Source organism: Vibrio sp. 10N.261.51.A4 (genome assembly GCF_041471945.1).
Classification (GTDB): Bacteria; Pseudomonadota; Gammaproteobacteria; order Enterobacterales; family Vibrionaceae; genus Vibrio; species Vibrio crassostreae_C.
In genome coordinates this window covers 24,145-49,573 of the sequence record NZ_JBFRPJ010000026.1, presented here as the reverse complement: position 1 = coordinate 49,573, position 25,429 = coordinate 24,145, and the positions used below count along the sequence as shown (strand labels likewise).

At 41.2% G+C, this 25,429-nt stretch carries 21 protein-coding genes; 16 read left to right on the top strand and 5 right to left on the bottom strand.

What is annotated here, in order from left to right:
* Positions 1-86: 86 nt before the first annotated feature.
* The 3 genes from gpsA to AB4384_RS06700 form a co-directional block, all read right to left on the bottom strand.
* A complete protein-coding gene (gene gpsA / locus AB4384_RS06710) occupies positions 87-1,151 on the bottom strand; it encodes an NAD(P)H-dependent glycerol-3-phosphate dehydrogenase (RefSeq protein ID WP_372129172.1) in 1,065 nt (354 codons plus the stop codon).
* A gap of 196 nt (positions 1,152-1,347) precedes the next feature.
* The gene (secB, locus tag AB4384_RS06705) at positions 1,348-1,815 is read right to left on the bottom strand and encodes a protein-export chaperone SecB (protein ID WP_050648496.1); all 468 of its coding nucleotides are present in this window, start codon (positions 1,813-1,815) and stop codon (positions 1,348-1,350) included.
* Positions 1,816-1,972: 157 nt separating this feature from the next.
* A complete protein-coding gene (locus AB4384_RS06700) occupies positions 1,973-2,407 on the bottom strand; it encodes a rhodanese-like domain-containing protein (RefSeq protein WP_016786319.1) in 435 nt (144 codons plus the stop codon).
* 311 nt (positions 2,408-2,718) lie between these two features.
* Between AB4384_RS06700 and manA the strand changes: the two genes are divergently transcribed.
* The 10 genes from manA (at position 2,719) to AB4384_RS06650 (ending at position 15,950) form a co-directional block, all read left to right on the top strand.
* Positions 2,719-3,921 carry a mannose-6-phosphate isomerase, class I gene (gene manA, locus AB4384_RS06695; RefSeq protein WP_371713990.1) on the top strand — a complete coding sequence of 401 codons (1,203 nt, stop codon included), beginning with the start codon at positions 2,719-2,721 and terminating at the stop codon, positions 3,919-3,921.
* Positions 3,922-4,047: 126 nt separating this feature from the next.
* A complete protein-coding gene (locus tag AB4384_RS06690; RefSeq protein WP_371713989.1) occupies positions 4,048-5,448 on the top strand; it encodes a mannose-1-phosphate guanylyltransferase/mannose-6-phosphate isomerase in 1,401 nt (466 codons plus the stop codon).
* Positions 5,448-6,830 carry a phosphomannomutase CpsG gene (gene cpsG, locus AB4384_RS06685; protein ID WP_372129169.1) on the top strand — a complete coding sequence of 461 codons (1,383 nt, stop codon included), beginning with the start codon at positions 5,448-5,450 and terminating at the stop codon, positions 6,828-6,830. Before AB4384_RS06690 ends, cpsG begins: the two co-directional genes overlap by 1 nt.
* 72 nt (positions 6,831-6,902) lie before the next feature.
* On the top strand, positions 6,903-7,697 hold the full coding sequence (locus AB4384_RS06680) for an ABC transporter permease (RefSeq protein ID WP_372129167.1): 795 nt from the start codon (positions 6,903-6,905) through the stop codon (positions 7,695-7,697).
* Positions 7,694-8,917 (top strand): ABC transporter ATP-binding protein, encoded by a 1,224-nt coding sequence (locus AB4384_RS06675; RefSeq protein ID WP_372129165.1) that lies wholly within the window; start codon positions 7,694-7,696, stop codon positions 8,915-8,917. Before AB4384_RS06680 ends, AB4384_RS06675 begins: the two co-directional genes overlap by 4 nt.
* On the top strand, positions 8,914-10,185 hold the full coding sequence (locus tag AB4384_RS06670; protein ID WP_372129162.1) for an FkbM family methyltransferase: 1,272 nt from the start codon (positions 8,914-8,916) through the stop codon (positions 10,183-10,185). The genes AB4384_RS06675 and AB4384_RS06670 overlap by 4 nt, the downstream gene beginning before the upstream one ends.
* Position 10,186: 1 nt before the next feature.
* Positions 10,187-12,703, top strand: a complete 2,517-nt coding sequence (locus tag AB4384_RS06665; protein WP_372129159.1) for a glycosyltransferase family 4 protein — start codon at positions 10,187-10,189, stop codon at positions 12,701-12,703.
* Between the two features lie 85 nt (positions 12,704-12,788).
* Positions 12,789-13,823 (top strand): GDP-mannose 4,6-dehydratase, encoded by a 1,035-nt coding sequence (gene gmd, locus AB4384_RS06660; RefSeq protein WP_017097102.1) that lies wholly within the window; start codon positions 12,789-12,791, stop codon positions 13,821-13,823.
* 62 nt (positions 13,824-13,885) lie between these two features.
* Positions 13,886-14,770, top strand: a complete 885-nt coding sequence (locus tag AB4384_RS06655) for a GDP-mannose 4,6-dehydratase (RefSeq protein ID WP_372129158.1) — start codon at positions 13,886-13,888, stop codon at positions 14,768-14,770.
* The gene (locus tag AB4384_RS06650; protein WP_372129157.1) at positions 14,760-15,950 is read left to right on the top strand and encodes a glycosyltransferase family 4 protein; all 1,191 of its coding nucleotides are present in this window, start codon (positions 14,760-14,762) and stop codon (positions 15,948-15,950) included. The genes AB4384_RS06655 and AB4384_RS06650 overlap by 11 nt, the downstream gene beginning before the upstream one ends.
* Position 15,951: 1 nt before the next feature.
* Here the strand turns inward: AB4384_RS06650 and AB4384_RS06645 are convergent, their stop codons facing one another.
* Both AB4384_RS06645 and AB4384_RS06640 read right to left on the bottom strand, forming a co-directional pair.
* Positions 15,952-17,073, bottom strand: coding sequence for a glycosyltransferase family 4 protein (locus tag AB4384_RS06645; RefSeq protein WP_372129155.1), 1,122 nt, complete (start codon positions 17,071-17,073; stop codon positions 15,952-15,954).
* Positions 17,074-17,088: 15 nt separating this feature from the next.
* Positions 17,089-18,957, bottom strand: a complete 1,869-nt coding sequence (locus AB4384_RS06640) for a polysaccharide biosynthesis protein (protein WP_372129152.1) — start codon at positions 18,955-18,957, stop codon at positions 17,089-17,091.
* Between the two features lie 171 nt (positions 18,958-19,128).
* Here AB4384_RS06640 and AB4384_RS06635 point away from each other — a divergent pair, with 171 nt between their 5' ends.
* The 6 genes from AB4384_RS06635 to AB4384_RS06610 all read left to right on the top strand — a co-directional run bounded on the left by AB4384_RS06635 (position 19,129) and on the right by AB4384_RS06610 (position 25,286).
* Entirely contained in the window at positions 19,129-20,073 is a 945-nt protein-coding gene (locus AB4384_RS06635) for a UDP-glucose 4-epimerase family protein (RefSeq protein ID WP_372129150.1), read from the top strand.
* A gap of 113 nt (positions 20,074-20,186) precedes the next feature.
* Entirely contained in the window at positions 20,187-20,735 is a 549-nt protein-coding gene (locus tag AB4384_RS06630) for a sugar transferase (RefSeq protein WP_372129213.1), read from the top strand.
* Positions 20,736-21,003: 268 nt separating this feature from the next.
* On the top strand, positions 21,004-21,249 hold the full coding sequence (locus AB4384_RS06625; protein ID WP_016784037.1) for a hypothetical protein: 246 nt from the start codon (positions 21,004-21,006) through the stop codon (positions 21,247-21,249).
* 120 nt (positions 21,250-21,369) lie between these two features.
* On the top strand, positions 21,370-22,074 hold the full coding sequence (locus tag AB4384_RS06620) for a YjbF family lipoprotein (RefSeq protein WP_372129147.1): 705 nt from the start codon (positions 21,370-21,372) through the stop codon (positions 22,072-22,074).
* A gap of 21 nt (positions 22,075-22,095) precedes the next feature.
* Positions 22,096-23,019, top strand: coding sequence for a capsule biosynthesis GfcC family protein (locus AB4384_RS06615; RefSeq protein ID WP_372129145.1), 924 nt, complete (start codon positions 22,096-22,098; stop codon positions 23,017-23,019).
* Positions 23,019-25,286 (top strand): YjbH domain-containing protein, encoded by a 2,268-nt coding sequence (locus AB4384_RS06610; RefSeq protein WP_136975806.1) that lies wholly within the window; start codon positions 23,019-23,021, stop codon positions 25,284-25,286. The genes AB4384_RS06615 and AB4384_RS06610 overlap by 1 nt, the downstream gene beginning before the upstream one ends.
* Positions 25,287-25,429: the final 143 nt, after the last annotated feature.

The following is a 25,429-nucleotide window of genomic DNA, read 5'->3' as shown; positions in this document are numbered from 1 at the left end:
GAGTAACGAAAAGCAGCCTTTTTTAAGCGCTCAATCTGCTTTTACTCTTTTCGCATCTCGTTTACTCGAATCTCGTATCTGCTCTTCTATCTTTCTGACTTCTTGTCTCGTGCAAGTAGATCTTGTGCTGCCAAGTGTGCATCTTTCCCTTGATACAACACTTGATAAATTTGTTCAACAATTGGCATCTCAACGCCCATGCGTTCTGATAATAACCAAACTTCTTTGGTGTTGCGGTAACCTTCAACGACTTGGCCAATTTCTTCTTGTGCAGTATCCACATCTTTGCCTGCGCCAAGTGCCAAACCAAAGCGACGGTTGCGTGATTGGTTATCAGTACAGGTGAGTACTAGGTCGCCTAATCCAGCCATGCCCATGAAGGTTTCTGGTTGCGCACCAAGAGCTGCACCTAAGCGGCTCATCTCAGCTAAACCGCGAGTGATAAGTGCGGTACGTGCATTAGCACCAAAGCCAATACCATCCGACATGCCTGCGCCAATTGCGATAACATTCTTCACTGCGCCGCCAAGTTGCATACCAATGAAATCTGAGTTTGCGTATACGCGGAATGTTTTGCCGCAATGAATCTTCTCTTGTAGTTCTTCTAGGAAAACTTCATCAGGTGAAGCGACAGAGATAGCCGTTGGCATACCCATCGCTAACTCTTTGGCGAAGGTTGGTCCTGATAGAACGGCCAGTGAATAACCATCACCAAGCACATCGTGCGCGACATCTTTAAGCAGGCGGCCTGTTTCTGGCTCTAAGCCTTTGGTTGCCCAACAGATGCGAGAGTTCTCTGTTAAGTGAGGCTTAAGGCTATTTAAAACGATACCAAACACGTGGCTTGGAACGACAACCAAAAGATCTCGGCTTGAAGTCACGGCTTTTTCTATATCTGACTCAATAATTAAGCTGTCTGGGAAAGCGATATTGGGTAGAAACTCATTGTTCGCACGCTCTGATTCAAGGCGATTCATATGAACAGGATCATGTCCCCAAAGAACAACATTGGCACCGTTACGCGCTAGAGAGATCGCTAAAGATGTCCCATAAGAACCTGCGCCTATCACTGTCATCGCAATGTCTTTACCGTAAGCGCTATCTTTACCGTAAGCGGCTTTCGCGTGAGTCGGGCGAGTTGTTTCTGTCATGCTTCCACCTAAAAATAATGAGGGAAATCGAAGAGTTCTTGAGATGTTTTCTAAATTATGAAGAAAAAGCTCTCTATCAAAATACAGTGTAAATAAAAAATGCACATCGCAGAAGCTGCGATGTGCATTTAAAAGCTAAGCTTCTTATAACATAAGCTATTTAAGCGTTCGTTAGAGTTAAGTTCTACTGTGAGACTTAAGCCTGTTCGCCTTCAGCTTGTTGCGCTTGGCTTTGTAGGTAGTTCATGAACAAAGCATCAAAGTTTACTGGTGCAAGGTTCAGTTGTGGGAACGTACCTTTAACGACTAGGCTAGAAATCGTTTCACGAGCGTATGGGAATAGGATGTTCGGGCAGAATGCACCTAGGCAATGAGCCAGTTGGCCAGCTTCCATTTCGCTTGCTGAGAAGATGCCACCTTGTTGAACTTCACAAAGGAATGCAGTGTCTTCAGCGTTCTTAACCGTAACCGTTAGACGTAGGATGACTTCGTACACGCCTTCGCCAAGCTCACGGCTTTGAGTGTCTAGGTCCAGTTTTACATCTGGGTTCCACTCTTTTTGAAACATGTCTGGAGAGTTTGGCGCTTCGAAAGATACGTCTTTTAGGAAGATACGTTGGATTGCGAAGTTTTGTTGTGCGTCTTGTTGTGCTGCTTCAGCCATTTTCTTGTCCTTAAAAATTTTAAATTAGACTCTGTTCATTATATTTATCGAACAAAGCCTTAAAGTCATATTCGTGTAATCAGGTCAGCTTACTGCTTGTCGTTAACGGCTGTTGTCTTTAAAGGCTTTTCACCTTTAACGACTTCTTGCCTTTAACCTATTTCTTACCTTTAACCAAAGGTAAGTTAGCTTCGCTCCAAGCCACTAAGCCGCTTTTCAGTACGCTTACGTTTTCGAAACCTGCTTTAACCAGTAGGTTAGCGCTTTCTTGAGCAGTTTGACCTGTCTTGCATACTACGATGATTGGGTCTGCTTTGTGGCTTTCAAGGCTACCAAAGCTATTTGCTTTGATGTCTGACGGCAAAATGTGAACTGCGTCCGTAATATGGCCCTTTTTGAACTCATCTTTAGTACGAATATCAACCACAACACCGTTTTCACGGTTAATCATGTGTGTGGTTTGCGCTGCCGTAATCTCTTTGTAGGCTGCGTTTGATGTTTTGATAACGTTCGCAATGATGGCAACAACCAAGCCGATCCATACGATGGCTAAAATCATATTCTCTTGAACAAATGGAACTAACTCTTGCATATCTTGAACTCTTATTCGTTATTGGGCGAAAAACTATAGGGTAGGAGTATAGCGAGATTTAGGGTTCGGTGTATAGGGCGATTGACAAGACTTACAAGCTGAAATTAATTCACATTGGTTGCTTATTGAGATCAATGTCAGAGGGGGAAGAAGCAGCAAAAAATTTTGCTTCCTAAAGTTACATTAGGGATAATGTTTGGAATTATAAGCCTTCATTTTTATGCGTAGTGTGATTTCGCCCCAACATCAAAGGGCGGTAGCATGCTTTTTTCTGAGATGGCTATCAGTTTAAAGTGTTTGGAGTTAATTAAATGTTTGATGCTGCTAAAGAAAAATGTTTTTTTGAAATGGATAATACCATTCAAAATTTTGCTTGGGGTAGTAAGTCTTCGTTCAATCAGTTATTTGATATCGATAATTTTAATAATGAGCCGCAAGCAGAAATGTGGATGGGCGCTCACCCAAATGGATGCTCGAAAGTTAAAAGTGGCGATTCTACAGTATTATTGTCTCGCTTGATTGAATCTCATAAAGAGGAATTCTTATCTGCGCAGATAAGCGAGAGATTTGGAGAGTTGCCATATTTATTTAAAATTCTTGCGGCTGAAAATGCCCTGTCTGTTCAAGTTCATCCAAGCAAAGAGGAAGCTGAGCTTGGTTTCCAGAAAGAAGAGCAAGCTGAGGTTCCTCTTTCTGCTCCTTACCGAAATTATAGAGATTCAAATCATAAGCCTGAACTTGTATATGCGCTAACTCCTTATTTGGCTATGAATGGTTTTCGAGCAGTTCCTGAGATCATTTCACTATTTTCAAATGTTGGAATCCCACAGTTAAGTGAGATGCTTGAACTCCTAAATGCTAATCCTTCTTCTGAGGGGCTTCGTGAATTTTTTGTAGGTATCCTCTCGTTGGAAGGAGAAAACAAAGTTGAAGCAGTCGACTCGTTAATCTCTAAAGTTAAAGATAATGTAACCCAAGAACTGTCTTCACTAATTTTAACCCTGTCAGAACAGTATCCCGGTGATATTGGGTTGTTTACCCCATTAATGCTTAATGTCATTACTTTAGAGCCTGGAGAGGCAATGTATTTAGATGCCAGAACGCCTCATGCTTATCTAAAGGGAACTGCATTAGAAGTTATGGCCAATTCTGATAATGTACTTAGAGCAGGTTTAACACCTAAACATATTGATGTTCAAGAGCTTGCTAGTTGTACTCTTTTTGAAGAGAAGCCATTTGATACGCTAAAGTTAGCACCTTCAGTTAATAACGGTGTTTTAACTTACCCAATTCCAGTTCCTGATTTCAGGTTCTCGGTTTATAAAAAACCAAATAATGAGCGTATTAAACCTGAAAGTGCCGAAATTTTGCTGCCGTTGGACGCTGAATTGACGTTAACTCATGACTCTGGTGAGGTTGTGACGTTGAAAAAAGGAAAGTCAGTTTTCATACCAGCTTATGTCGATGAGTATCGTATATCTTCGAAAGGAAATGTAGCTAAAGCTCACTGTTAACCCTGCGTATAACAACCAAATGTTAAGTGGTTTGGCGCTGGTTTGAAACTATTTATTCTTGTCCCCTTGCTTTACTACAAAATAGGGGGGACCAAAGTATTGATTATAAATTAAAGAAGAAAAATTATGTTTATACCTGTCATTATGGCTGGGGGTTCTGGCTCTCGTTTATGGCCCCTGTCGCGTTCAGCGTTCCCAAAGCAATTTTTAGCGCTAGATAATCACAATTCATTAACGATGTTGCAGTCCACCTTAGATCGAATTAGTGGTATGTCGGCTTCTGAAGCAATCATTATTTCTAATGAAGACCATCGTTTTGTGGTTGCTGAGCAGCTTCGTACTTTTGGTCAGGAAGCTCGTATTATATTGGAACCTGCAGGGCGAAATACTGCTCCGGCTATTGCATTGGCTGCAATGCAAGCGATAGCGCATGGCGATGATCCTGTGATGCTAGTTTTAGCCGCTGACCATATAGTGCAAGATACGGAAGCGTTCCAAGACTCAATTCGTAAAGCTCAAGTTGTCGCTGATGCTGGTAAGTTAGCAACCTTCGGTATAGTACCAACTGCACCAGAAACGGGTTATGGCTATATTAAGCGAGGCTCTCAAGAAGGCGATTCGGCTTACGTTGTAGAGCAATTTGTTGAAAAGCCTCAATTGGAAGTCGCGGAGCAATATGTAGCAAGTGGAGAGTACTACTGGAATAGCGGATGCTTTATGTTCAAAGCGAGTGTCTTTCTAGAAGAGCTTAAGAAATACTCACCAGAAATTCATGAGTGTTGTTCAAAAGCAACGAATGGCACAACAGAAGATATGGACTTCATTCGCGTCGATAAGAGCGAGTTCTTAAAGTGCCCAGATGATTCTGTTGATTATGCTGTAATGGAACGCACCGATAAGACTGTAGTTGTTCCTATGGATGCAGGCTGGAGTGACGTTGGCTCATGGTCAGCGTTATGGGAAGTTTCAGAGAAGGATAGCTCTGGAAACGTGATTCATGGAGATGCGATAACAGAGGACACTGAAGGGTGTTATATTTACGCTCCGAATAAGCTGGTAGCTTCGGTTGGAGTAAAAGACATCGTTGTCGTTGAAACTAAAGATGCAGTCTTGGTCGCACACAAAGATAATGTTCAACAAGTGAAGAAAATTGTTGAGCATTTAAAGGCTGAAAATCGGGCTGAATTCAGAGAGCATAGAGAGGTTTATCGTCCTTGGGGTAAATCTGATGCAATTGATGGCGGTGAGCGCTACAAGGTAAATCGTATTACCGTACAGCCAGGTAAAAAACAATCACTCCAAATGCACTATCATCGAGCTGAGCACTGGGTCGTAGTTTCAGGTACCGCCAAAGTAAGTAGCAATGGCAAAGAGCAAATTATCTCTGAAAATCAATCACTCTACATTCCAGTTGGTGTAAGCCATATGGTTGAAAATCCCGGTAAAATACCACTCGAGCTTATAGAAATACAATCAGGTTCATACCTAAACGAAGACGACGTAGTACGTTTAGAGGAAAGTAAATAATGACAAAGTTAACATGCTTCAAAGCTTATGATATTCGCGGTCAACTAGGCTCCGAACTCGATAATGATATCGCGTACCGAATTGGACGAGCTTACGGTCAGTTTTTAAAAAGTGAAAGTGCTGATGAGAAAACCATTGTTGTTGGCGGAGATGTTCGTCTAACAAGTGAAGAACTGAAACTCTCTTTAGCTAACGGTTTGATGGATGCGGGTGTTCACGTTTTGGATATTGGCTTATCTGGCACGGAAGAAATCTATTTTGCTACTTTTCATTTAGGCGTTGATGGCGGTGTAGAGGTTACAGCGAGTCATAATCCGATGGACTACAATGGTATGAAGCTTGTTCGTGAAGGAGCAAGACCAATTAGCGGTGATACCGGGTTACGAGATATTCAAACGTTAGCAGAAAACAATGATTTTATTGACGTTGATGTTAAAGGTACCTACAAGCAAATTAATGTTTTGAAAGAGTACACAGATCATTTGATGGGCTACATTACGCCAGCGAATATTAAACCGATGAAATTGGTGATCAACTCTGGTAATGGCGCTGCAGGCCACGTGATTGATGCTCTTGAAGAGCGTTTTCAAGCTATGAATATACCATTGGAGCTTATCAAAGTTCACCATGAGGAAAACGGCAACTTTCCTAACGGAATCCCAAATCCACTATTGCCAGAATGTCGTGCAGATACTGCAAATGCGGTAAAAGAACATAAGGCTGATATGGGGATTGCCTTTGATGGTGATTTTGATCGCTGCTTTTTGTTTGATGAAAATGGCGATTTTATCGAAGGTTACTACATTGTCGGCTTACTAGCGGAAGCCTTTTTGCAAAAAGAAAAAGGCGCGAAAATCATTCATGACCCACGCTTATCTTGGAACACGATTGACGTAGTTACTAAAGCCGGCGGTATTCCTGTTATGTCGAAAACAGGTCACGCTTTTATCAAAGAGCGTATGCGTAAAGAGGATGCCATTTATGGCGGCGAGATGAGTGCACATCACTATTTTCGTGATTTTGCCTACTGTGATTCAGGTATGATTCCTTGGTTGCTAGTAACTGAGTTATTGTCAGTTAAAAGCATGAAGTTATCCGAAACGGTTTCAGAACGTATTAGTGCATACCCTTCATCTGGTGAAATTAACTCTAAGCTACAAAATCCAAAAGAATCAATTTCTAAGGTTTTAGATATGTACAAGTCTGAAGCCTTAGTTTTTGATGAGACGGATGGAATTAGTTTAGAGTTCGCTGATTGGCGCTTTAATTTACGTTCTTCAAATACTGAGCCTGTTGTTAGGTTGAATGTGGAGTCTCGCGCAGACATTGCGTTGATGGAAGAGAGAACTAAAGCCATTCTTTCTATTTTGTGTGGCAAGTAAAGTGTCACAATACACATCTAAGAGGTGTAATCCTCTTAGATGAAATCTGCAGAATTATAAGGTAATAACTAGATGAAAAGAGTGCTACTCCCTTTGTGGGTGTACCGATACTTTATACTGTCGTCAATTCGTACTGAATTTCGTTCGCGCTTTGCGCGAAGCAAACTTGGTGGATTGTGGATGGTTCTTAATCCCCTCGCAATGGTACTTGTTTATGCGTTGATCTTATCGCAAATCATGACAGCCAAATTACCAGAAGTCTCTACGCAATATGCGTATCCAATTTATATTCTTTCTGGTGTTATAGGTTGGACGCTATTCTCAGAAGTATTAAGCCGCTGCCTTACGGTTTTTATCGATAATGGTAATTTATTGAAAAAGATGTCTTTCCCAAAGTTAGCTCTCCCTCTTATCGTAATAGGCAGTGGGTTAGTTAACTTTATCTTAATGTTTATTACCATGTTTGTGGTATTTGGCTTTTTGGGTCACCTTCCTTTTCATGCACTTCACTGGGTACCTTTGCTTGTTTTTATCACTTTGGGCTTAGCCGCAGGTATCGGGCTGTTTTTTGGTGTATTGAACGTATTTATGCGTGATGTAGGGCAGATCCTAAATGTCATATTGCAATTTTGGTTCTGGCTAACGCCTATTGTCTATATGTTAACGATTGTGCCAGAAAAGAATCATTGGATAATGATGTTAAACCCAATGACAGGGTTAACTATGGGCTATCACAATGTACTGCTGTACGACAAAGCACCAGACCTTGGTTTGCTTGTGTATCCGAGTGCATTTGCTGGCGTCAGCTTGATTCTAGCTATGGTGATGTTCAAAAAGGCAAGTGAAGAAATGGCGGATGTGTTATGAGCAGTGTTTTAGACGTTAAAAATGTTGGTAAGTCATTTAAAGAATATCGCTCGGAACTTCAAAGGATCTCATCATGGTTTGGTCTAAACCCAAAGCCTGTTGAAGAGCATATCATTCTTAAAAATATTAATTTCTCACTTGCCCCAGGTGAGGCAGTCGGAATTGTCGGCCAGAACGGTGCTGGCAAAAGCACTTTATTAAAAATGATTACGGGTACACTTAAACCTTCCTCAGGCAGCATCCATGTTGCAGGGCGTATATCTGCTATTTTAGAGCTAGGGATGGGTTTTCACCCCGATTTAACGGGTCGACAAAATGTTTACCATTCCGCTGGTTTAATGGGATATAGCCAAGAGCAAATTGATGCAGTAATCGATGAACTTGAAGCCTTTGCAGAAATTGGAGAGTACTTTGACCAACCCGTTCGCACTTACTCTAGTGGTATGCAAATGCGTGTTGCTTTTGGAGTTGTCACAGCACATAGGCCTGAGATTCTCATTGTTGATGAAGCGCTTTCCGTAGGAGACTCATACTTTCAACATAAGAGTCTAAACCGTATACGAGAATTTCAAAAGCAAGGTACGACCCTACTTTTCGTATCACATGATCGAGGCGCCATTCAAGCAATATGTGACAGAGCAATCCTGATTGAAAAAGGTGTTGTAATAAGAGATGGTAACCCCGAAGAGGTTATGGACTTGTACAACGCGTTGATCGCTGATAAAGAGAACAATAAGGTTGAGCAAAGCACTAATGACGATGGTAAGGTGCAAACTATTTCGGGAACAAAAGAGGCTACTGTTACTAAAATAGGAATATATGACAAGGAAGGACAGGAAGTCGAATATATTGGAGTCGGTGAACCCTTAGAGTTAAAGATAGAGGTAAAAATACATAAGCAGATCGAGGCATTAGTTTTAGGGTATGGTGTAAAAAATCGCCTCGGTCAAGTTATGTATGGAACCAACACGTGGCATACAAAGCAAGTACTGAAAAATCCTGAAGTAGGTACCGAACTTGAATTTATAGTCTCTTTCCCAGCAAACTTTGGACCTGGTAGTTACTCCATTCAAACCGCTCTAACGGATACAGATACACATTTAACCAAAAACTATGAATGGTGTGATTTAGCTGCTGTTTTTAATGTGGTGAATATAAATAAGTTCGTCTTTGAAGGATGTGTGTGGAACGAACCGCTTATAAAGGTTAACACTAAATGAAATTAATATCTTACTCACAGAATGCTGAAGACATTATGCTATGGAGAGCTCTTAGGGATATTGAAAATGGGTTCTACATTGACGTTGGTGCAAACCATCCTTCACATGATTCAGTTACTAAACTATTTTATGACCGTGGTTGGACTGGAGTAAATGTTGAACCAGAGGAAGAGTGCTTTAATTCACTTATGAAAGAGAGAACTCGTGACTTAAATTTGAATCGAGCAATCACATCATCAGGTGATAAAGTTGAGTTTTATATAAGTAGTGTTAGAGGTTGGTCTACAACGGACAAAGACAGTCTAAATAACTTAGAGCAAAAGGATGCTTTTACTAGAAAACAAGTGGTTAATGCTATTTCTCTAGATGAATTAATGTCTCAACTAGAAGTTGAAGACGTTCATTTTATGAAAGTTGATGTAGAGGGTGCTGAATATGATGTGTTGCAAAGCTACTCTTTCGAAAATAAGCGGCCATGGATTATTTTGATAGAGGCAACAAAGCCTACAACGCAAATAGACACTTCAAATATTTGGGAGTGGCTGTTAATTGAAAATAATTATTCTTGTGTCTATTTTGATGGCCTAAATAAGTATTATGTAGCAAAAGAACACGATATTATATCTGATAAATTTAAAGTTCCTGTTAACTTGTTTGATGACTATATTCGCTCTGATCACTATAGTGTAATTATGGATAATAAAAAAATGCTTGAAAAGCTTAATCGAATGGAAGTTGACCAGATTAAAATGGATACTGATAAAAATAATATAAAGATGCTAGAACAAGAGCTTTATATGGTATCTACTAGTCTGGATAAATTACATACAAAGCATGATAAATTAGAAGCGGACTTACTAGCTATTAATTCTAATTTAGAGCGAATCCATTCAAAACGGGATTTGCTTCAATGGTTTCTATTCGGTTTGAATGCAGTAAGAGCTAAACTTTTTGCACTGTGTAAGTTTATCTTTAGTTCGATTAAGTCACCAGTTTTTGCTAAAACTCTGTTAAAGACTAAAGTAACCAGTTATGCCAATCAGTTTGTGTCTTTTGCAAGGCGTGAAGTGGAAAAAAGGCAGAAGCAAAGGCATTACTTGTATACAAAACTCCCATTTGTATACAAAATATCTAGTAAGGTTTATTTCTTTCTCCGTAAAGTCTATAGGAAATATATTAAACACCCTAGTATCAATACCACAGCTACGGTTATGTCACCTAGAGCACAAAAGATCTATAATGATTTAGTTATATCGGGGAAGAAGTAGAATGAAAGTTGTTATTGATATGCAAGGCGCTCAAAGCATTGCCTCTAAAAACAGAGGTGTGGGCAGAACTTGTTTCGGTTTAGTGGATGCGTTATTAAAAACAACCAGTGACAAGCATGAGTATTATCTTGCCTGTAACGGAGTGTTTCCAGAAGGGTTTCACGAAGTAAGGGAACACTTTAAACAGTATATACCTGAATCAAACATAAAGTGCTGGCAACAACCTGATTGTGACATATCTGGCTTAACAGGCTCTAAACCAATGTCAGAAGCTGTACAATATATTCGAGAATGGTATATTAATCAGTTGCAAGCAGATGTTGTTTGGTCTGTGAATTTACAAGAAGGGTGGATAGATAGCGGAGTAACTAGTGTTAAAAAAATTGATTCCGGGGCAGTGTATTGTAATCATGTTCACGATGTTATTCCCTTACTCTATCCAAATGAGTTATTGAATGACACTATTCAACCTTGGTATGATGAGAAAATAAACTTCGCAACAAAGTCTGATTATATATTTACCGTTTCAGATTATTCAAGAACTAAAATATCAGAGCTGCTTGGTTTTGAATTGAGTAATATTGAAGTAATATATAATGATGCAAATAAAAAGGTTTTTCATACCGAGCAATCAGAAACGTCCCAAAAAGAGATGTTGAGCCTATTTGGTGTCACCAATGATAGTTATATATTATTCGTTGGTGGAGGGGACAAGCATAAAAATATAGATGTACTTCTCAAAGCTTATGCTAGCTTATCTATATCGCTAAGGAAACAATATCCACTTGTGATAGCAGGCTCTCAGTTTGTAAATCACGAAAGTATACGAAATGAACTCTTTGCTCATGCTGACGAGCTTAAGATAGCAAGGGAATCTATTATTACGCTTGGTGAGGTTTCTGATGCAGAACTTAGGGGTCTATATCAGGGATGTGCCTTGTATGTTTTCCCATCTATATCTGAGGGTTTTGGAATTCCTCCCTTAGAGGCTATGGCTTGTGGTGCTGCGGTTGTTACATCTAACGCAGCAAGCTTACCTGAAGTGATGGGGGATGATGAGTTCCAGTTTGATCCATATGACCATCATGAACTAGCTACGTTGATTACTAAAACGTTAACAGATAATAAGTTTAAAGCTCGTTTGAAATCACATGGTAAAAATAGAGTAAAAGAGTTCTCTTGGGAACAAAGTGCTCATAAAGTGTTAGAGTTTTTCCAAAAAATTGAAAATGATGCAGAACAGCGAAATCTTATTAGTAATACAAAGAACTACGAGCTTCTGTGTAAAGGCGTTTCTAGCGTAGAAGGGCTTAGTGAAGAACAATTGATGCTAATTGCACAGTGCATCAGCGATAATGTTATTAATGAATCGAAGAAAGTATTTTTGGACATCAGTTCACTTGTACATTTCGATCATGCTACCGGTATACAAAGAGTTGTAAGAGCTATTTGTGATGTTCTTATAGATTCAAATGTCAAAAATGTTTCATTTGAGCCTGTTTTTTCATTTGCAGGAAATGACAACTTTTATTATCCAAACGTCGAAGATGGTAAGTTCAGTGTCCCTAGTCATGATCATTTGGACTCTCAGATAGTGGATTTCAGTGATGGAGATGTATTGATATTTCTGGATTTACATCCTTCGAACGGATTCACTAAACGTGAACTGATAAAAAGACTCAAAATACGAAGCGTACGCAGTTATTTTGTAGTCTATGATTTGTTACCAATTTATTACCCAGATTACTTTGTTCCTGAATTGGTGTTGGAGTTCGAACAATGGCTAACAACAGTTGCTTGTTCTGATGGAGCGTTGTGTATTTCTGAGGATGTTGCCAACAAGTTCCAAGCTTGGGCTGAAGGTGAAAAGTTATCTTTACCGAATGATTTCGAATGCAAGTATTTCCATTTGGGAGCCAACCTAGATGACTCAGCTCCGAGCAAAGGAATACCTGTTTATGCAGACGACCTTACAAAAGCCTGTGAAAACAGAAAAAGCTTCCTAATGGTAGGGACAGTGGAACCTAGAAAGGGTCATGCATTATCATTGGACGCATTTGAGCGTTTGTGGGAAAAGGGTGAGGATGTCGTTCTAATCATTGTTGGTAAACCAGGGTGGCGCAATGAAGCTACAATCAACAGATTAAGAAATCATGAAGAGCTGAACAGTCGTTTGTTCTGGCTTGATGGGATCAGTGATGAGTTTCTTGATATTGTTTATCGCCAAGCTGACTGTTTGATTGCAGCCAGTGAGGGTGAAGGGTTTGGGCTTCCGCTAATAGAAGCTGCGCAGTACAAAACACCTATGATAATTCGTGACATACCGGTGTTTAGAGAAGTTGCTGGAGAGCATGCTTATTACTTTAGTGAGGTCAATGATCCAGCTTATTTGGTAAATGCAATTGTTAGTTGGTGCAAATTATATGAAAATAATCAACACCCCAAATCAGATGATATGCCCTGGTTGACATGGAAGGAGAGTTCATTACAGCTTCTGAATTGTATTGGTATAGAGTAAATATAAGTCTCTGATTTGACTTGGATATTGACTAGCTCAATAGATTGAGCTGGTTATGTTTGTATTATTAATGGTTAGGTGGAAAATGAAAACAGCAGTAATTACAGGTATCACAGGCCAGGACGCCGCATACTTAGCAGAACTACTTTTAGATAAAGGTTACAAAGTATACGGTACATACCGTCGTACAAGTTCTGTGAACTTTTGGCGTATCGAAGAGTTAGGTATTGAGAATCATCCTAACCTAGAGCTTGTTGAATACGACCTAACGGATCTTTCTAGCAGTATTCGTTTACTACAAAATACTGGTGCGGATGAAGTGTATAACCTTGCAGCGCTTAGTTTTGTGGGCGTATCATTTGATCAGCCTCTTACTACTGCAGAAATTACAGGTATCGGTCCGGTTAATCTTTTAGAAGCTATTCGTATTGTTAATCCTAAGATCCGTTTTTACCAAGCATCGACTTCAGAAATGTTTGGTAAGGTACAAGAAATCCCTCAACGTGAATCTACGCCATTTTACCCACGTAGCCCATACGGTGTTGCAAAACTGTATGCTCATTGGATGGTGATTAACTACCGTGAGTCATACGACATTTTCGCTACTAGTGGCATTTTGTTTAACCATGAATCACCGTTGCGTGGTCAAGAATTCGTTACACGTAAAATCACTGATTCTGTAGCGAAAATCAAGCTAGGTAAGCTAGATGTGCTTGAGCTTGGTAACATGGATGCGAAGCGTGACTGGGGCTTTGCTAAAGACTATGTAGAAGGCATGTGGCGTATGCTTCAAGTAGACAAGCCTGATACTTATGTGCTTGCTACAAACCGCACTGAAACAGTTCGTGATTTTGTTACGATGGCATTCAAAGCTGCTGACATTGAACTAGAGTGGAATGGTTCTGAAGAGAACGAAACAGCAACAGATAAAGCGACTGGTAAAGTGGTTATGAGAATTAACCCTAAATTTTACCGTCCTGCAGAAGTTGAACTGTTGATCGGTAACCCAGAAAAAGCGAAGAAAGAGCTTGGTTGGGAACCTACAACGACACTTGAAGAATTGTGTGCAATGATGGTTGAAGCTGACCTTCGTCGTAATGAGCAAGGTTTCTCATTCTAGTATTTAACGTTTTTTGTAAAATGGCAGCAGTTTTCTGTTGCCATTTTTTTTGAGATTAAATTATGAAAAAAGTATTGTTAACTGGCGCTGATGGCTTCACTGGCAAGTATGTTGAAAATGAACTGCTCTCAAGAGGCTACTCAGTGGTTGGGCTCGTTTACCGCGAAGCTAAAGATGGTCAGGTTGCTTGTGATCTAACTGATCGTAACGCTGTGTTGGAGTGCCTCAAAGAAATAAAGCCGGACTACATTATCCATCTTGCGGCGCTGTCTTTTGTGGGGCATTCTGACCAAAAAGCATTTTATGATGTTAATGTTTTTGGTGCTTTGAATTTGCTAGAAGCCGCAAAAGAACTTGGGCTAGAATTAAAGAAAGTGCTACTTGCAAGCAGTGCAAACATATACGGCAACCCCGAGAATGTACAGCGTATTTCGGAAACCGTTTTACCTTCGCCGGTTAATCATTATGCAATGAGCAAACTTGCGATGGAGCATATGGCGAAGTTATGGTTCAGCCAGTACCCAATCATCATTACTAGACCATTCAACTACACTGGCCCTGGTCAAGCTGGGCAGTTTTTGATCCCGAAAATTGTGTCTCACTTTCAGAAAAAGGCTTCTGAAATTGAGTTAGGTAATACCGATGTGTCTAGAGATTTTAGCGATGTCCGTGATATAGCATTAGCCTATGCGAACCTTTTGGAATCTGATGCTCAATCTGAAATCGTGAACTTGTGTTCTGGTCAAGTGACTTCACTACAATCGATTATCTCGATGATGGAAGATATTGCTGGTTACAGTATCAAGGTTCGAGTTAATCCAGACTTCGTACGCGAGAATGAGATTAAAGTATTGGGTGGTGATAATGCTAAGCTTACATCATTAACAGGCAAGGCTCCCTCGATCATGATCGAGAAAACTCTGGCTGACATGTATCATGCAAAATAAGTTGTTGATCAACGTATCACCAATTAGAGAGCCATTGACGGGTATAGGCTACTATACCCTTAATATCCTTAGTGAATTACTCTCGTGTGATGTGGATGTTATTGGTATAAAGAATGGTAAGTTGTTAACCCCAGAAGAACTGGTTGAACTTGCCTCTCAATTTCAAAATCCGACGCCTAATGATAAGTCTCCAAACAACAAGAAACGATTGGTCGTGGAATTTTTAAGAGCGATTCCAGGTGTTTATCAACTTAAGAACTATTTGTTGTCTTTGCGAGCACAAAAGCGATTAAAAGGTTTGGCAAATCAAGGGTATGTCTATTTTGAACCAAGCTTCATACCCTTTGATTACGAAGGAGTAACAATTACTACTGTCCATGATTTGTCGTTCCTGTCTCATCCTAGTTTCCATCCTGCAACAAGAGTTTCATACCTAACGAATAAAATGCAGGGCTCAATTGCTAAATCTGATCATATAGTTGTGGATTCTGATTTTATTTTGAAAGAGCTTCATGACTTCTTTCCTGATAGCAAAGATAAGAGCTCCACGCTGTATTTGGGCGTAGCCGATGGTTTTAGGCCTTATGCAAAAGACGAGTGTGATGAGTTACTTCGTTCACTGAAGATAAAACATAATCACTTTGTTCTAAGCGTAGCGACGTTAGAGCCCAGGAAAAACTTAAGTAAGCTGATTGATGCTTATAAGCTGTTACCCATTTCGATTCGTAATCAGTACCCTTTAGTCTTGGTTGGAGATCAAGGTTGGAAAAATACAGAGCTTATGAATAATGCGAAAGATTTGGTTGAGCGTGGTCAAATAATTTTTACAGGTTACGTAGCTGATGGTGACTTAAAGCGTTTGTATGCATCGACCGCTGCTTTTGTTTACCCGTCATTATATGAAGGCTTTGGATTACCTGTTATTGAAGCGATGGCTTCCGGGGCTCCGGTGATTACGTCTGATATTGGCGCGACAGCTGAGGTGGCTGCAAGTGGAGCTATTCTTGTCGACCCTTGTGATGAAGTTGCTATTTCTGATGCGCTTGTAAAGCTTATTCAGCATCCTATAGATAAAGTGAAGCTGGCAGAGAGCGGTATTAACAGAGCTTCAAAATTTAAATGGTCAAATACGGTTGAGCAACTCCTTGAGATAGCGTCTGTTACCTCAAGAAGTCCATAACTTACTTCCTTGTCAGTTTATGCGATGCAATGAGTTGGTTATATAGCGCTATGTAACTATCCGCATAGCGTTTCGCTGTAAATTCATTTTCAAAACGTTGGCGTGCTTTTTGTCCGAGCCTTTGGCATAGCTGCTCATCATTGTCCAACGCCTGCATAGCCTCTGAAAATGCTGAACCATCTGCAGGTAGAACTGTGAGCCCTGTTTCTCCATTTGCATTCACATAAGAAGAGCCGGTTCCTATATCGGCACTTACAATAGGCTTACCAAACATCTGCGCTTCTACTAATGAAATCCCGAATGCTTCAGAGCGTAAGTGGGAGGGAAAGACAAAGGCTTTTGACAAAGAGTGAAGTGCGACTTTATCTTCTTCAGAAATGAATCCAACGAGTTTCACGTTCGTGAGTGAGTGCTCTTTGATATACGTTTCTAGATTACCCCTTTCTGGACCATCACCAGCAATCACAATAGGTAATCCATTTAATTTAGCCGCCTTAAGAAGGTATTGCAGTCCTTTATAGTATCGAAGTACACCTACAAACAAGAAAAAACCTCTACCAACGCGGTTCTCCCACTTTTGCAGTGCGTTTTCATTTACAGTTGGATAAGTAGATTCATCTATTGCAAGAGGAATAACATCGACTTTATTCGCATATTTGATCAGGTTTTCGCTTGTCTGCGCATATTGAGGTGAACTGGCAATGATTCGGTCAACTTTAGTCAGGAAATGTTGCTCAAGGGGCTGGTAAATTTTCTTTAGTAACTTTTGTTTAACTATGTCGGACTGATAGCTTACTAAACATGGTTTTTTAGGTGCGACGAGGCTGAGCAAATCACCAGTAGGCCAAGGGTATTGATAATGGATTATATCGTGTTGCTTACTTAACTCTCTAAAACGGCGAATTAGACTAAATGAAAACCCGTTAGACGAGATCTCGAAATCTTTCTTGACAACAATGATTTGACTACCTTCAAAGTCATACTCTTTATTCTCTGAGCCTAAAGTTAGGATTGTATTTTTGATACCTTGCTCACTGCTACCTTTACAAATATAACGAATTGCTTGCTCTAAGCCTCCTTTTGTTTCTGGGTAACAAGTGCGGTAAACATGTAGTACTTTCATTAGTTTTTTAATCCATCAACTTAAATTAGGTTTATATCCAGTTGGGGCTTTTAGCAATATTTGCATAATACATTCTTCGTCAAAGTTATGACAACAACCATCGAGTTGTTCCAAAAGTGGCTGCATTTCACTCCAACTTAGCATCTGCTCTTTGGCCGTCATTATTTTTTGATGGCCGCTGCCTTCCACATTATCCCCAATTAAAAGCTCTTCATAGAGCTTTTCTCCTGGGCGTAATCCTGTGAACTTTATAGAAATATCGCCCTCTTGAGGTGATCCTTCTATATTTTCTTGCATACCCATGAGGTGAATCATGCGTTTAGCTAAGTCTAAAATCTTGACTGGTTCACCCATATCGAGGACGAACACTTGACCATTGTTACCCATTGCTCCTGCTTGTATAACAAGTTGAGCAGCTTCGGGGATCAGCATGAAATAACGAATGATATCAGGGTGCGTCACAGTAACAGGGCCGCCAGCTTTGATTTGCTTCTTAAAAAGTGGCACTACCGACCCGGAAGAGCCTAACACATTGCCAAACCTGACCATGGTAAAGACAGTATCTGTCCCTTTATCTGCAAGCGCTTGAAGAACGAGTTCAGCCATCCGTTTACTTGCACCCATTACATTCGTTGGTCTTACGGCTTTGTCAGTTGAAATTAGCGTGAAGTTTTTCACACCGCACTTTATAGCGGCTTGTGCGCAGGATAGTGTCCCAAAAACATTATTACGAATCCCTTCAACAACATTATCCTCGACTAGGGGGACATGCTTGTATGCGGCAGCATGATACAGGGTCTCAATTTCATATGTATTAATGAGTTTTTCAAGACGGTTCTGTCTTTGGACTGAACCTAGAGCGGCAATGATCTGAGTTTGGCTCTTTAAGTTTTTCTTTGTAGAAAGTAGTTCTTGTTCAATTTTGTATAGGTTGTACTCATTGAGTTCGAATAGAACTAATGTTTTAGGTTGCTGCGCCAAGATTTGACGACATAACTCTGAACCAATGGAACCACCGGCACCGGTTACCATGACACACTTGTTATGAATATTCTTTGCCAGCAATTCACTGTCAGGTGTGATAGGCGCTCTACCCAATAGATCAGCTACGTCGAGATCTTTGATCTCTGTCGCAGTCGCTTTACCTGCAGCTATGTCCTCTACCGATGGGACAGACTGAATCGCAATAGGCCAATCAGATAATTTTTCTACGAGTCTTAATCGTTTACCTTTATTAATATTATTAATTGCTAGTAATAGCTTTACTGGCTGATAAAGAGATTGAAGATGCTCAAATTCGCTTGGGTGATGGACTTTTAGCCCAAATAAGATATTGCCCCTTTTGCTCGGATCGTCGTCTAATAATATAACCGGGTTATATTCATCGCCGTGTATTAGAGCATATGCAAGTTCGCGACCTGTAGCCCCGGCACCGTAGATAAATACATTGGGTTTTTTGCGTTTGATCATCTGATCATAGACAGAGCGGATCATTATTCTTGGCCCACCTAAGGTCAGAATCGCTAACCCAGCGTAAATAAATGGAACGCTTCTTGGGATAAAAGTATGAAAAAAGAATCCGCTCATAACTAAGGTTAGAGATGAGATAAATACAGCAAGGAAGATGTTACCGACGGCAGGAAACATCATATAGCGTAGTACTGCTCGGTACATGCCAAGTTTGGCGAAGGTGAATACCGTGACTGAAATTGTCAAAAGTAATGTGACCCACTCGTCTAGCCCTAGCTCAAATGTATATGTACCTAGCCTTAAAGCAATAGCAAGATAAATAGACATTGCTATTGCAAAGATGTCGTAACCAATACTAATTAAGCGTTTATTTTTCCGCTTGGTGTTGAGAATTGCTCGTATTGGCTTGATCATTGTTGTCCCTGAGATATTGATATTTGTTTAGCAATCGCTGCACAATGTTTTTATTCAAGATATTTTAATGCTGTTGAGTGCGGTAAGCTAGATGTTATTGATGGTTCTGTGGTGCTCAGGAGCATTGCTATTAATTTCGCTCATTATTTGTTCTATTGAGGCCGTTTTGTTATGAATATTTTAGTCACAGGTAGTACTGGTTTTGTCGGCTCTAGAGTTGTTGAGTTGGCCAAAAAGCGAGACTGGGCAGTCATTCCGGTTGTGCGTAAGCAAATAGAGCCACTAACTAATAGCTTGGTTATCCCTTCCATTGATGCTTCTACCGATTGGTCTGGTGCATTCGAAGGTGTGGATTGTGTTGTTCATTGTGCTGCTCGAGTGCATCAAATGAATGAGAGTGAGCAAGGTGCTTTAACTGCCTATCGAGATATCAACACCCTTGGCACTTTGAACCTAGCGAAGCAAGCCGCTGTAGCGGGCGTAAAAAGGTTTGTATTTGTCAGCTCTATTAAAGTTAACGGTGAATTCAGTGAGCCAAATTTACCCTTTGAACCGAATTTAAAGAATACTCCGCAAGACCCTTATGGTTTGAGCAAGTATGAAGCTGAAGTTGAGTTGGCTAAGCTTTCAAAAGAGACAGGGCTAGAAGTGGTTATCATTAGGCCTCCATTAGTTTATGGGCCTGGCGTCAAAGCAAATTTCTTATCTATGATGCGTTTGATTGATAAAGGCATTCCGTTACCGTTTGGTGCTATAAAGAACCAGAGAAGCTTGGTTTATTTGGATAATTTGTCCGATTTGATACTAACTTGTTGCGAGCACCCTTCAGCTCCGGGCTATACCTTCTTAGCGTCTGATGATCAGGATGTATCGACAACTCAATTGATGCAAACCATCGCTCATGCTATTGGGAAATCACCGCGATTAATTCCAATCCCAATGTCTTGGATACAAGCTGGATCGTCAGTTTTAAATAGACAGCACATAGCGCAAAGAATATGCGGCAACCTCCAAGTGGATATAGGTTTGACGAAAGAGATATTGGGATGGAACCCCCCTGTAAGTTTTGAACAAGGGATCAAAAGAACCGTAGAAGCTTACTTGAAGTCGCATTGATGCGTTTTAGGTAGTTTATGGCTTTCTTGTCCATAAATTTTTCAGGTATCCTTTATTGATTAGTGGTGCTTATAGTGCCCCCACGTTTTCAATCCGAATTTGATAGGACACATATTTTGATTCGTTTGTTCGATTTTATTTTTGCTTTCTTTGGTTTGCTGTTCCTTTGGCCAGCATTTCTCATTATTTGTATCCTTGGTTACTTTGACACGGGGTCGCCTGTCTTTTTTCAAACCCGAGTAGGGCGCAACAAAAAACCATTTACCTTGGTCAAATTCAGAACCATGCCTGTCGAAACCAAATCTGTTGCGACCCATTTAGTTGGAGCGAGTTCAGTGACTAAGCTCGGTGGATTCCTGCGTAAGACCAAGCTTGATGAACTGCCTCAGTTATACAACGTACTTAAAGGTGAAATGAGTTTAGTTGGCCCAAGACCCTGTTTGTTCAACCAGCAAGAACTTATCGATGAGAGAGAATCAAGAGGCGTCCTTTCTGTTAGACCTGGTGTGACGGGATTGGCTCAAATCAATGATATCGACATGTCGACACCGGAAAAACTCGCGGAGTGGGATCAACGCATGATTCACACGTTGAATACTAAATTGTACTTCCAATACATAATTCAAACAGTATTAGGTAAAGGTTCGGGCGACAGGGTTTAGTTAGATATGGTTTACGCTCTCTTATGATCATTGGTACTGGCTTCTGCGTTATACAAACATAGCTTTGTTGACCTCCACAGTCTCTAAGGCCATTTTTATGTGACGCTATTTCCTAAATAACACTTTATAAGGTATTGCTTATGATTTATCCATTTACTTGATTGTGGTTATTATCTATCATGATCAATCAGTTGTTTAAGCTGAGCAACTGTTTGAGGGTGTGAAAATCATCTTCTACATATAAACGTTTATATTAATGGAAATCATTATGAAAAAGATGGCTCTAGCAGCTGCATTAGCAGTTAGCTTCTCAGGTGCTGCATTTGCAGCTGAAACTACAGCAGCAGCGGGTACTGGTTCAGGTACTGGTACAGCAGCTGGCGCGGGTGCATCTGCAGCAGCAGCTGGCACAGCAACAACAGTTGCAGTAGCGACAGCAGCAGTAGCGGCAGCAGCAGCAGTAGCGGTTGCTTCTAACGAAAGCGGTGCAACAACGACAACAACGACTCGATAATTTTTGAGTAGGCGTTTAAAACCATTTTATGTGAAAGCATAAAGTGGTTTTTTTATATCTAATTGATTAATTTTCCATATTGGACATCAGCAACCAGATTGCTAGGAAGCAGAACTCGTCATGCTTAAACCTCTAATCATATCTCTTGGTCTTTTTCTTGCTGGTTGTTCTCAGCAGTTTCAAGACGTTAATTCTACTTTTGATGAAGCCTTTTTTGGAAGCTCCGATGTTGAGCTGTCGAAGGAATACATTCAAACCTTACCGTATTCCAGCATTTATGCAGAAGTGAATGACCAAGGTAAAATCTTTATGGTCTTAGCGTACGTCGGTGAAAACCCTCACACGGGCGCAGAGCAGTTAAAGTGGATGTCTTCTGACAAAGCGATGATCGTCACTGAAAATGGACGTATCGTACAAACACTATTGCTTCCTTATGAAAACCTCTCTGGTTTGGCATTCCAACCGTTGGATGCTTTCTCTTCTGCAAACAGCTCGTCACCAGATTCTTCTTCTGCGTTTGATGTGTCCGCTAACCCCGGTGCCCAAAAGTGGCAAGCGGTTTACGACTGGCAGCCCAACTATCGATTCGGCTATAAAGCGAACATCACCCGAACGTATGCGGGAAATGACACGGTCGAAACACCGTTAGCGTCTATTGACACTAAGAAGTTCCAAGAAAAAATCAACTTCCCAATGTTAGAGCAAGAGATCACCAACGAATATTGGGTCGACAGCGAAGGCAAAGTGGTCAAAACCATACAGTATTTAGGCCCTGATATGACAAGGCTTGAGTTAACCGTCCTTAAGCATTATCAAAGCAATTAACGAACAGGGTAATGAACTAAAATGATGAATTATATGAGTCACGCATCAAAAATGACGGGACGTCGGCTGCCATTGGTGAAAGCTCTATTAACGATGAGAGCTCTGTTGACGTTGAGCGCGCTGTTCTCTCTGTGCACTGTTAGCTACGCTTCTGCGGCATCTAACGTTGTTACGCCTTCGGTTAAAACAACAATTGAGCTTCCTCTTCAAGGTGTGACGCTTGAGTATCAAACTAACGTTCGACTGCTTCGTGTATTAGACGACGCAAACGCGAATGCGAGCTCTAACGCTAACGGTACTATTGGTTACTTCCCCCTTTCGGCTCAACTGTTTGATATAACCAATACTGAAGCGACTGCAGTTACTGGATTTAAAGAAGCTAACCAAGCTATCGAAGCCAAAAAGCGCAATGTACTGAACCAGCTTGAAGCTTTCGCAGTAGAAGAGCCAGAAGCAAACTTAGTGCGCCAACAGTTAGCCTCTTTCCAATATCTCAATCGAGTTTTTATTGAGCTAGACCGTAATGCCGTTATCTCTCAATCAGATAAAAACCCACTGCTTGTTTCAAGTTCTCATACTAACAAGCCGTCAGACAGTCAAACTCAAGCCTTTTCTCTGTACTTACCACAACGACCAACGTCAATTCAGTTGATGGGGGCAATGAAAGAGTCGGTAACAATGAATCTGATTGAGCATGGCACGTTGAATGATTACCTCGATGCATTACCGAATGGCTTTATTGGTGAATCTGCAGATAAAAGTGTGGCTTATGTTGTTCAGCCAGATGGCGTGGTACAAACCATTCAATACGCATACTGGAACGAACAGCCGGTTTACTTAGCACCAGGTGCCATCGTATTTATGGCGTTCTACTCTTTGCCATCGGAATACTCAACGTTGAACCAAGATATTGTCGATTTGCTACGTCATAAGGTTGGCCTGTAATGCTGAAACAGAAATCATTCCCTCTATCGGCAGTGTGTGCATCGGTTACCTGTGCTTTATTAATGACCAACAGTGCTTCCGTTTTTGCCGAAACAACCATAGATTCCTCTTCGATTCGAGCAGAAAAATCATCATTCGACGACACTGAATACAGAACATCGCAAATGAACTTTGGTGGTGTTGGCTTAATGCAAATGCCAACAGGCCGAATGGCACCAGAAGGTGAGTTCAACTTTAGCGCCTCGTTTAATAACGAATACTACTTTTATAACGTCAGCCTACAGGTGATGCCTTGGCTTGAAACCACCATTCGTTATACACAAGTACAAGATCTCTTTTATAGCGGTGGTGGCAATCAAGATTGCTCTCAAAACTCATTCAGTGGCTGTACTAAATACACAGATAAAGGCATCGACTTTAAACTGCGTTTAATCGAAGAAGGGTACTACTTACCAGAAGTGTCAGTAGGCGTGCGTGACTTCGGTGGTACTGGCTTGTTCGATGGCGAATTTGTCGCGGCAACCAAACGCTTTGGCCCTGTTGATTTTACCTTGGGCATGGCTTGGGGATACATGGGCACCAGTGGCAATTTCACTAACCCATTGTGTAAAGCCAGTGACAAGTATTGTGAACGCCCGTCTGATTATAAAGGCAATGGCGGCAGTGTTGACTTTGAACGCTGGTTTAAAGGCGATGCGGCAATTTATGGCGGCTTTGAATATCAAACCCCTTATAAGCCGTTAACTTTGAAGCTTGAATACGATGGCAACGATTATTCTCAAGACTTCCCTGTAGTACGTGGTGGTGTCGACATGACACAACACACGCCATGGAACGTGGGCGCGGTCTACCGTTTCACCGATTGGGGCTCAGCGAAAGTGAGCTATGAGCGAGGCGATACTTTAACCCTTGGCTTCGATCTTTCTACCAACTTCAATGAAATGTATTCGGTGTGGCGAGATACCGAAACAGCAGAATTGCGCCCAAGTGGTGTCGATACGGTTGACGATATTGATATGGCGGCCCTTGCAGAAGAACTTGAAACGATCGCGGGCTATGAACAAGCGCAAATCTTGGTCGACGATAATAGTATTGTGGTAAAGGGTACTCAGGTTAAATACCGAGACAGAGATATCGCCCTTGAGCGTGGTGCGACCGTGATTGCCAACGCGGTGCCGAGTTACATCGATACTTATAAAATCATCGAAAATGATAAATCGATGGAACTCACTGAGACAACGGTAGATGCACAAGCGTTCAAAGCGGCGGCTAATAACAGTTATCTCAATGCTCAAACCAGTGATGCAACCGATACTCACGAGTTAGAGCGTAAGAAATCCGTTATTTATCATGATGGGCGTGAGCGATTCGATGTGTCGATTTCACCAAACCTAGCTCAATCGTTCGGTTCGGCTGAAAACTTCTATTTATACAGTTTGGGTTTATACACCAACGCTTCGTTCTGGGCGTTAAACAATGTTGAACTGTCGGGCTCTTTGTACGTTAACTTAGTCGATAACTACGACAAGTTTAACTATACCGTCCCATCAGACGGCACTGACCAAACGCCAAGAGTAAGAACCTTATTCCGCTCTTACGTTGACGATCCGGTTCGCTTAGATCGCTTACAACTGACGTGGTTTGAAGACTATGGCAGCGGTATCTACACCCAAGCTTACGGCGGTTACCTAGAGAGCATGTTCGCGGGTGTGGGTGGCGAAATCCTGTATCGTCCATTCAACCAAAACTGGGCGATTGGCGCAGACATGACAGCAATAAGCCAGCGCGATCCAGAAAGCTGGTTTGGCACGTTTGATGAAGAGATCCAAGTCAACCCAGATGACAGCAGCCGAACGTACAAAGTGATCGATAAAGGCACTACTGGCTTTATCACTGGTTATTACACCCCACAATGGGATTTCTTGAGCGATACCTTACTCAAAGTGGGGGTCGGTAAATTTCTTGCGGGTGATGTCGGGACTCGTGTCGACTTCTCTAAGCAGTTCAAGAGCGGCGTGATTGCTGGTGCGTTTGTCAGCTTAACCGACATGACAACCGAAGAATACGGTGAAGGCAGCTACACCAAAGGCTTCTATGTATCGATTCCGTTCGATCTTGTTACTGTGAAACCAAGCTCAAGCCGCGCAGGTTTTACATGGTTACCGATCACGCGTGACGGCGGCCAAGTGCTGAACAAGCAATACAACTTGTTCGATCAAACCGATGCTCGCTCACCTTGGTTCCAAAGGCCGAGTAGCGTTAAGTAGATCGAAAGCAGATGCGGGTGACGAGTAAGCGGGATACGAAGAGCGGGGAAAGAGCAGTCTCGAATAATCGAATAACGAATAGCTTAAGATATCGTGATATTCATTGGGTCTAGCTTTTGGTTCTCCCCCTTGAACGCCGTTCG

What these genes read in the sequence shown, in the direction of transcription:
- manA (WP_371713990.1), top strand. Translation starts at nt 2,719, where the DNA reads ATGTTTGATGCTGCTAAAGAAAAATGTTTTTTTGAAATGGATAATACC.
- AB4384_RS06610 (WP_136975806.1), top strand. Translation starts at nt 23,019, where the DNA reads ATGCTGAAACAGAAATCATTCCCTCTATCGGCAGTGTGTGCATCGGTT.
- gmd (WP_017097102.1), top strand. Translation starts at nt 12,789, where the DNA reads ATGAAAACAGCAGTAATTACAGGTATCACAGGCCAGGACGCCGCATAC.
- AB4384_RS06680 (WP_372129167.1), top strand. Translation starts at nt 6,903, where the DNA reads ATGAAAAGAGTGCTACTCCCTTTGTGGGTGTACCGATACTTTATACTG.
- secB (WP_050648496.1), bottom strand. Translation starts at nt 1,815, where the DNA reads ATGGCTGAAGCAGCACAACAAGACGCACAACAAAACTTCGCAATCCAA.
- AB4384_RS06635 (WP_372129150.1), top strand. Translation starts at nt 19,129, where the DNA reads ATGAATATTTTAGTCACAGGTAGTACTGGTTTTGTCGGCTCTAGAGTT.
- AB4384_RS06670 (WP_372129162.1), top strand. Translation starts at nt 8,914, where the DNA reads ATGAAATTAATATCTTACTCACAGAATGCTGAAGACATTATGCTATGG.
- AB4384_RS06650 (WP_372129157.1), top strand. Translation starts at nt 14,760, where the DNA reads ATGCAAAATAAGTTGTTGATCAACGTATCACCAATTAGAGAGCCATTG.
- AB4384_RS06700 (WP_016786319.1), bottom strand. Translation starts at nt 2,407, where the DNA reads ATGCAAGAGTTAGTTCCATTTGTTCAAGAGAATATGATTTTAGCCATC.
- AB4384_RS06665 (WP_372129159.1), top strand. Translation starts at nt 10,187, where the DNA reads ATGAAAGTTGTTATTGATATGCAAGGCGCTCAAAGCATTGCCTCTAAA.
- AB4384_RS06645 (WP_372129155.1), bottom strand. Translation starts at nt 17,073, where the DNA reads ATGAAAGTACTACATGTTTACCGCACTTGTTACCCAGAAACAAAAGGA.
- AB4384_RS06625 (WP_016784037.1), top strand. Translation starts at nt 21,004, where the DNA reads ATGAAAAAGATGGCTCTAGCAGCTGCATTAGCAGTTAGCTTCTCAGGT.
- AB4384_RS06615 (WP_372129145.1), top strand. Translation starts at nt 22,096, where the DNA reads ATGATGAATTATATGAGTCACGCATCAAAAATGACGGGACGTCGGCTG.
- AB4384_RS06620 (WP_372129147.1), top strand. Translation starts at nt 21,370, where the DNA reads ATGCTTAAACCTCTAATCATATCTCTTGGTCTTTTTCTTGCTGGTTGT.
- AB4384_RS06640 (WP_372129152.1), bottom strand. Translation starts at nt 18,957, where the DNA reads ATGATCAAGCCAATACGAGCAATTCTCAACACCAAGCGGAAAAATAAA.
- gpsA (WP_372129172.1), bottom strand. Translation starts at nt 1,151, where the DNA reads ATGACAGAAACAACTCGCCCGACTCACGCGAAAGCCGCTTACGGTAAA.
- AB4384_RS06655 (WP_372129158.1), top strand. Translation starts at nt 13,886, where the DNA reads ATGAAAAAAGTATTGTTAACTGGCGCTGATGGCTTCACTGGCAAGTAT.
- AB4384_RS06675 (WP_372129165.1), top strand. Translation starts at nt 7,694, where the DNA reads ATGAGCAGTGTTTTAGACGTTAAAAATGTTGGTAAGTCATTTAAAGAA.
- cpsG (WP_372129169.1), top strand. Translation starts at nt 5,448, where the DNA reads ATGACAAAGTTAACATGCTTCAAAGCTTATGATATTCGCGGTCAACTA.
- AB4384_RS06690 (WP_371713989.1), top strand. Translation starts at nt 4,048, where the DNA reads ATGTTTATACCTGTCATTATGGCTGGGGGTTCTGGCTCTCGTTTATGG.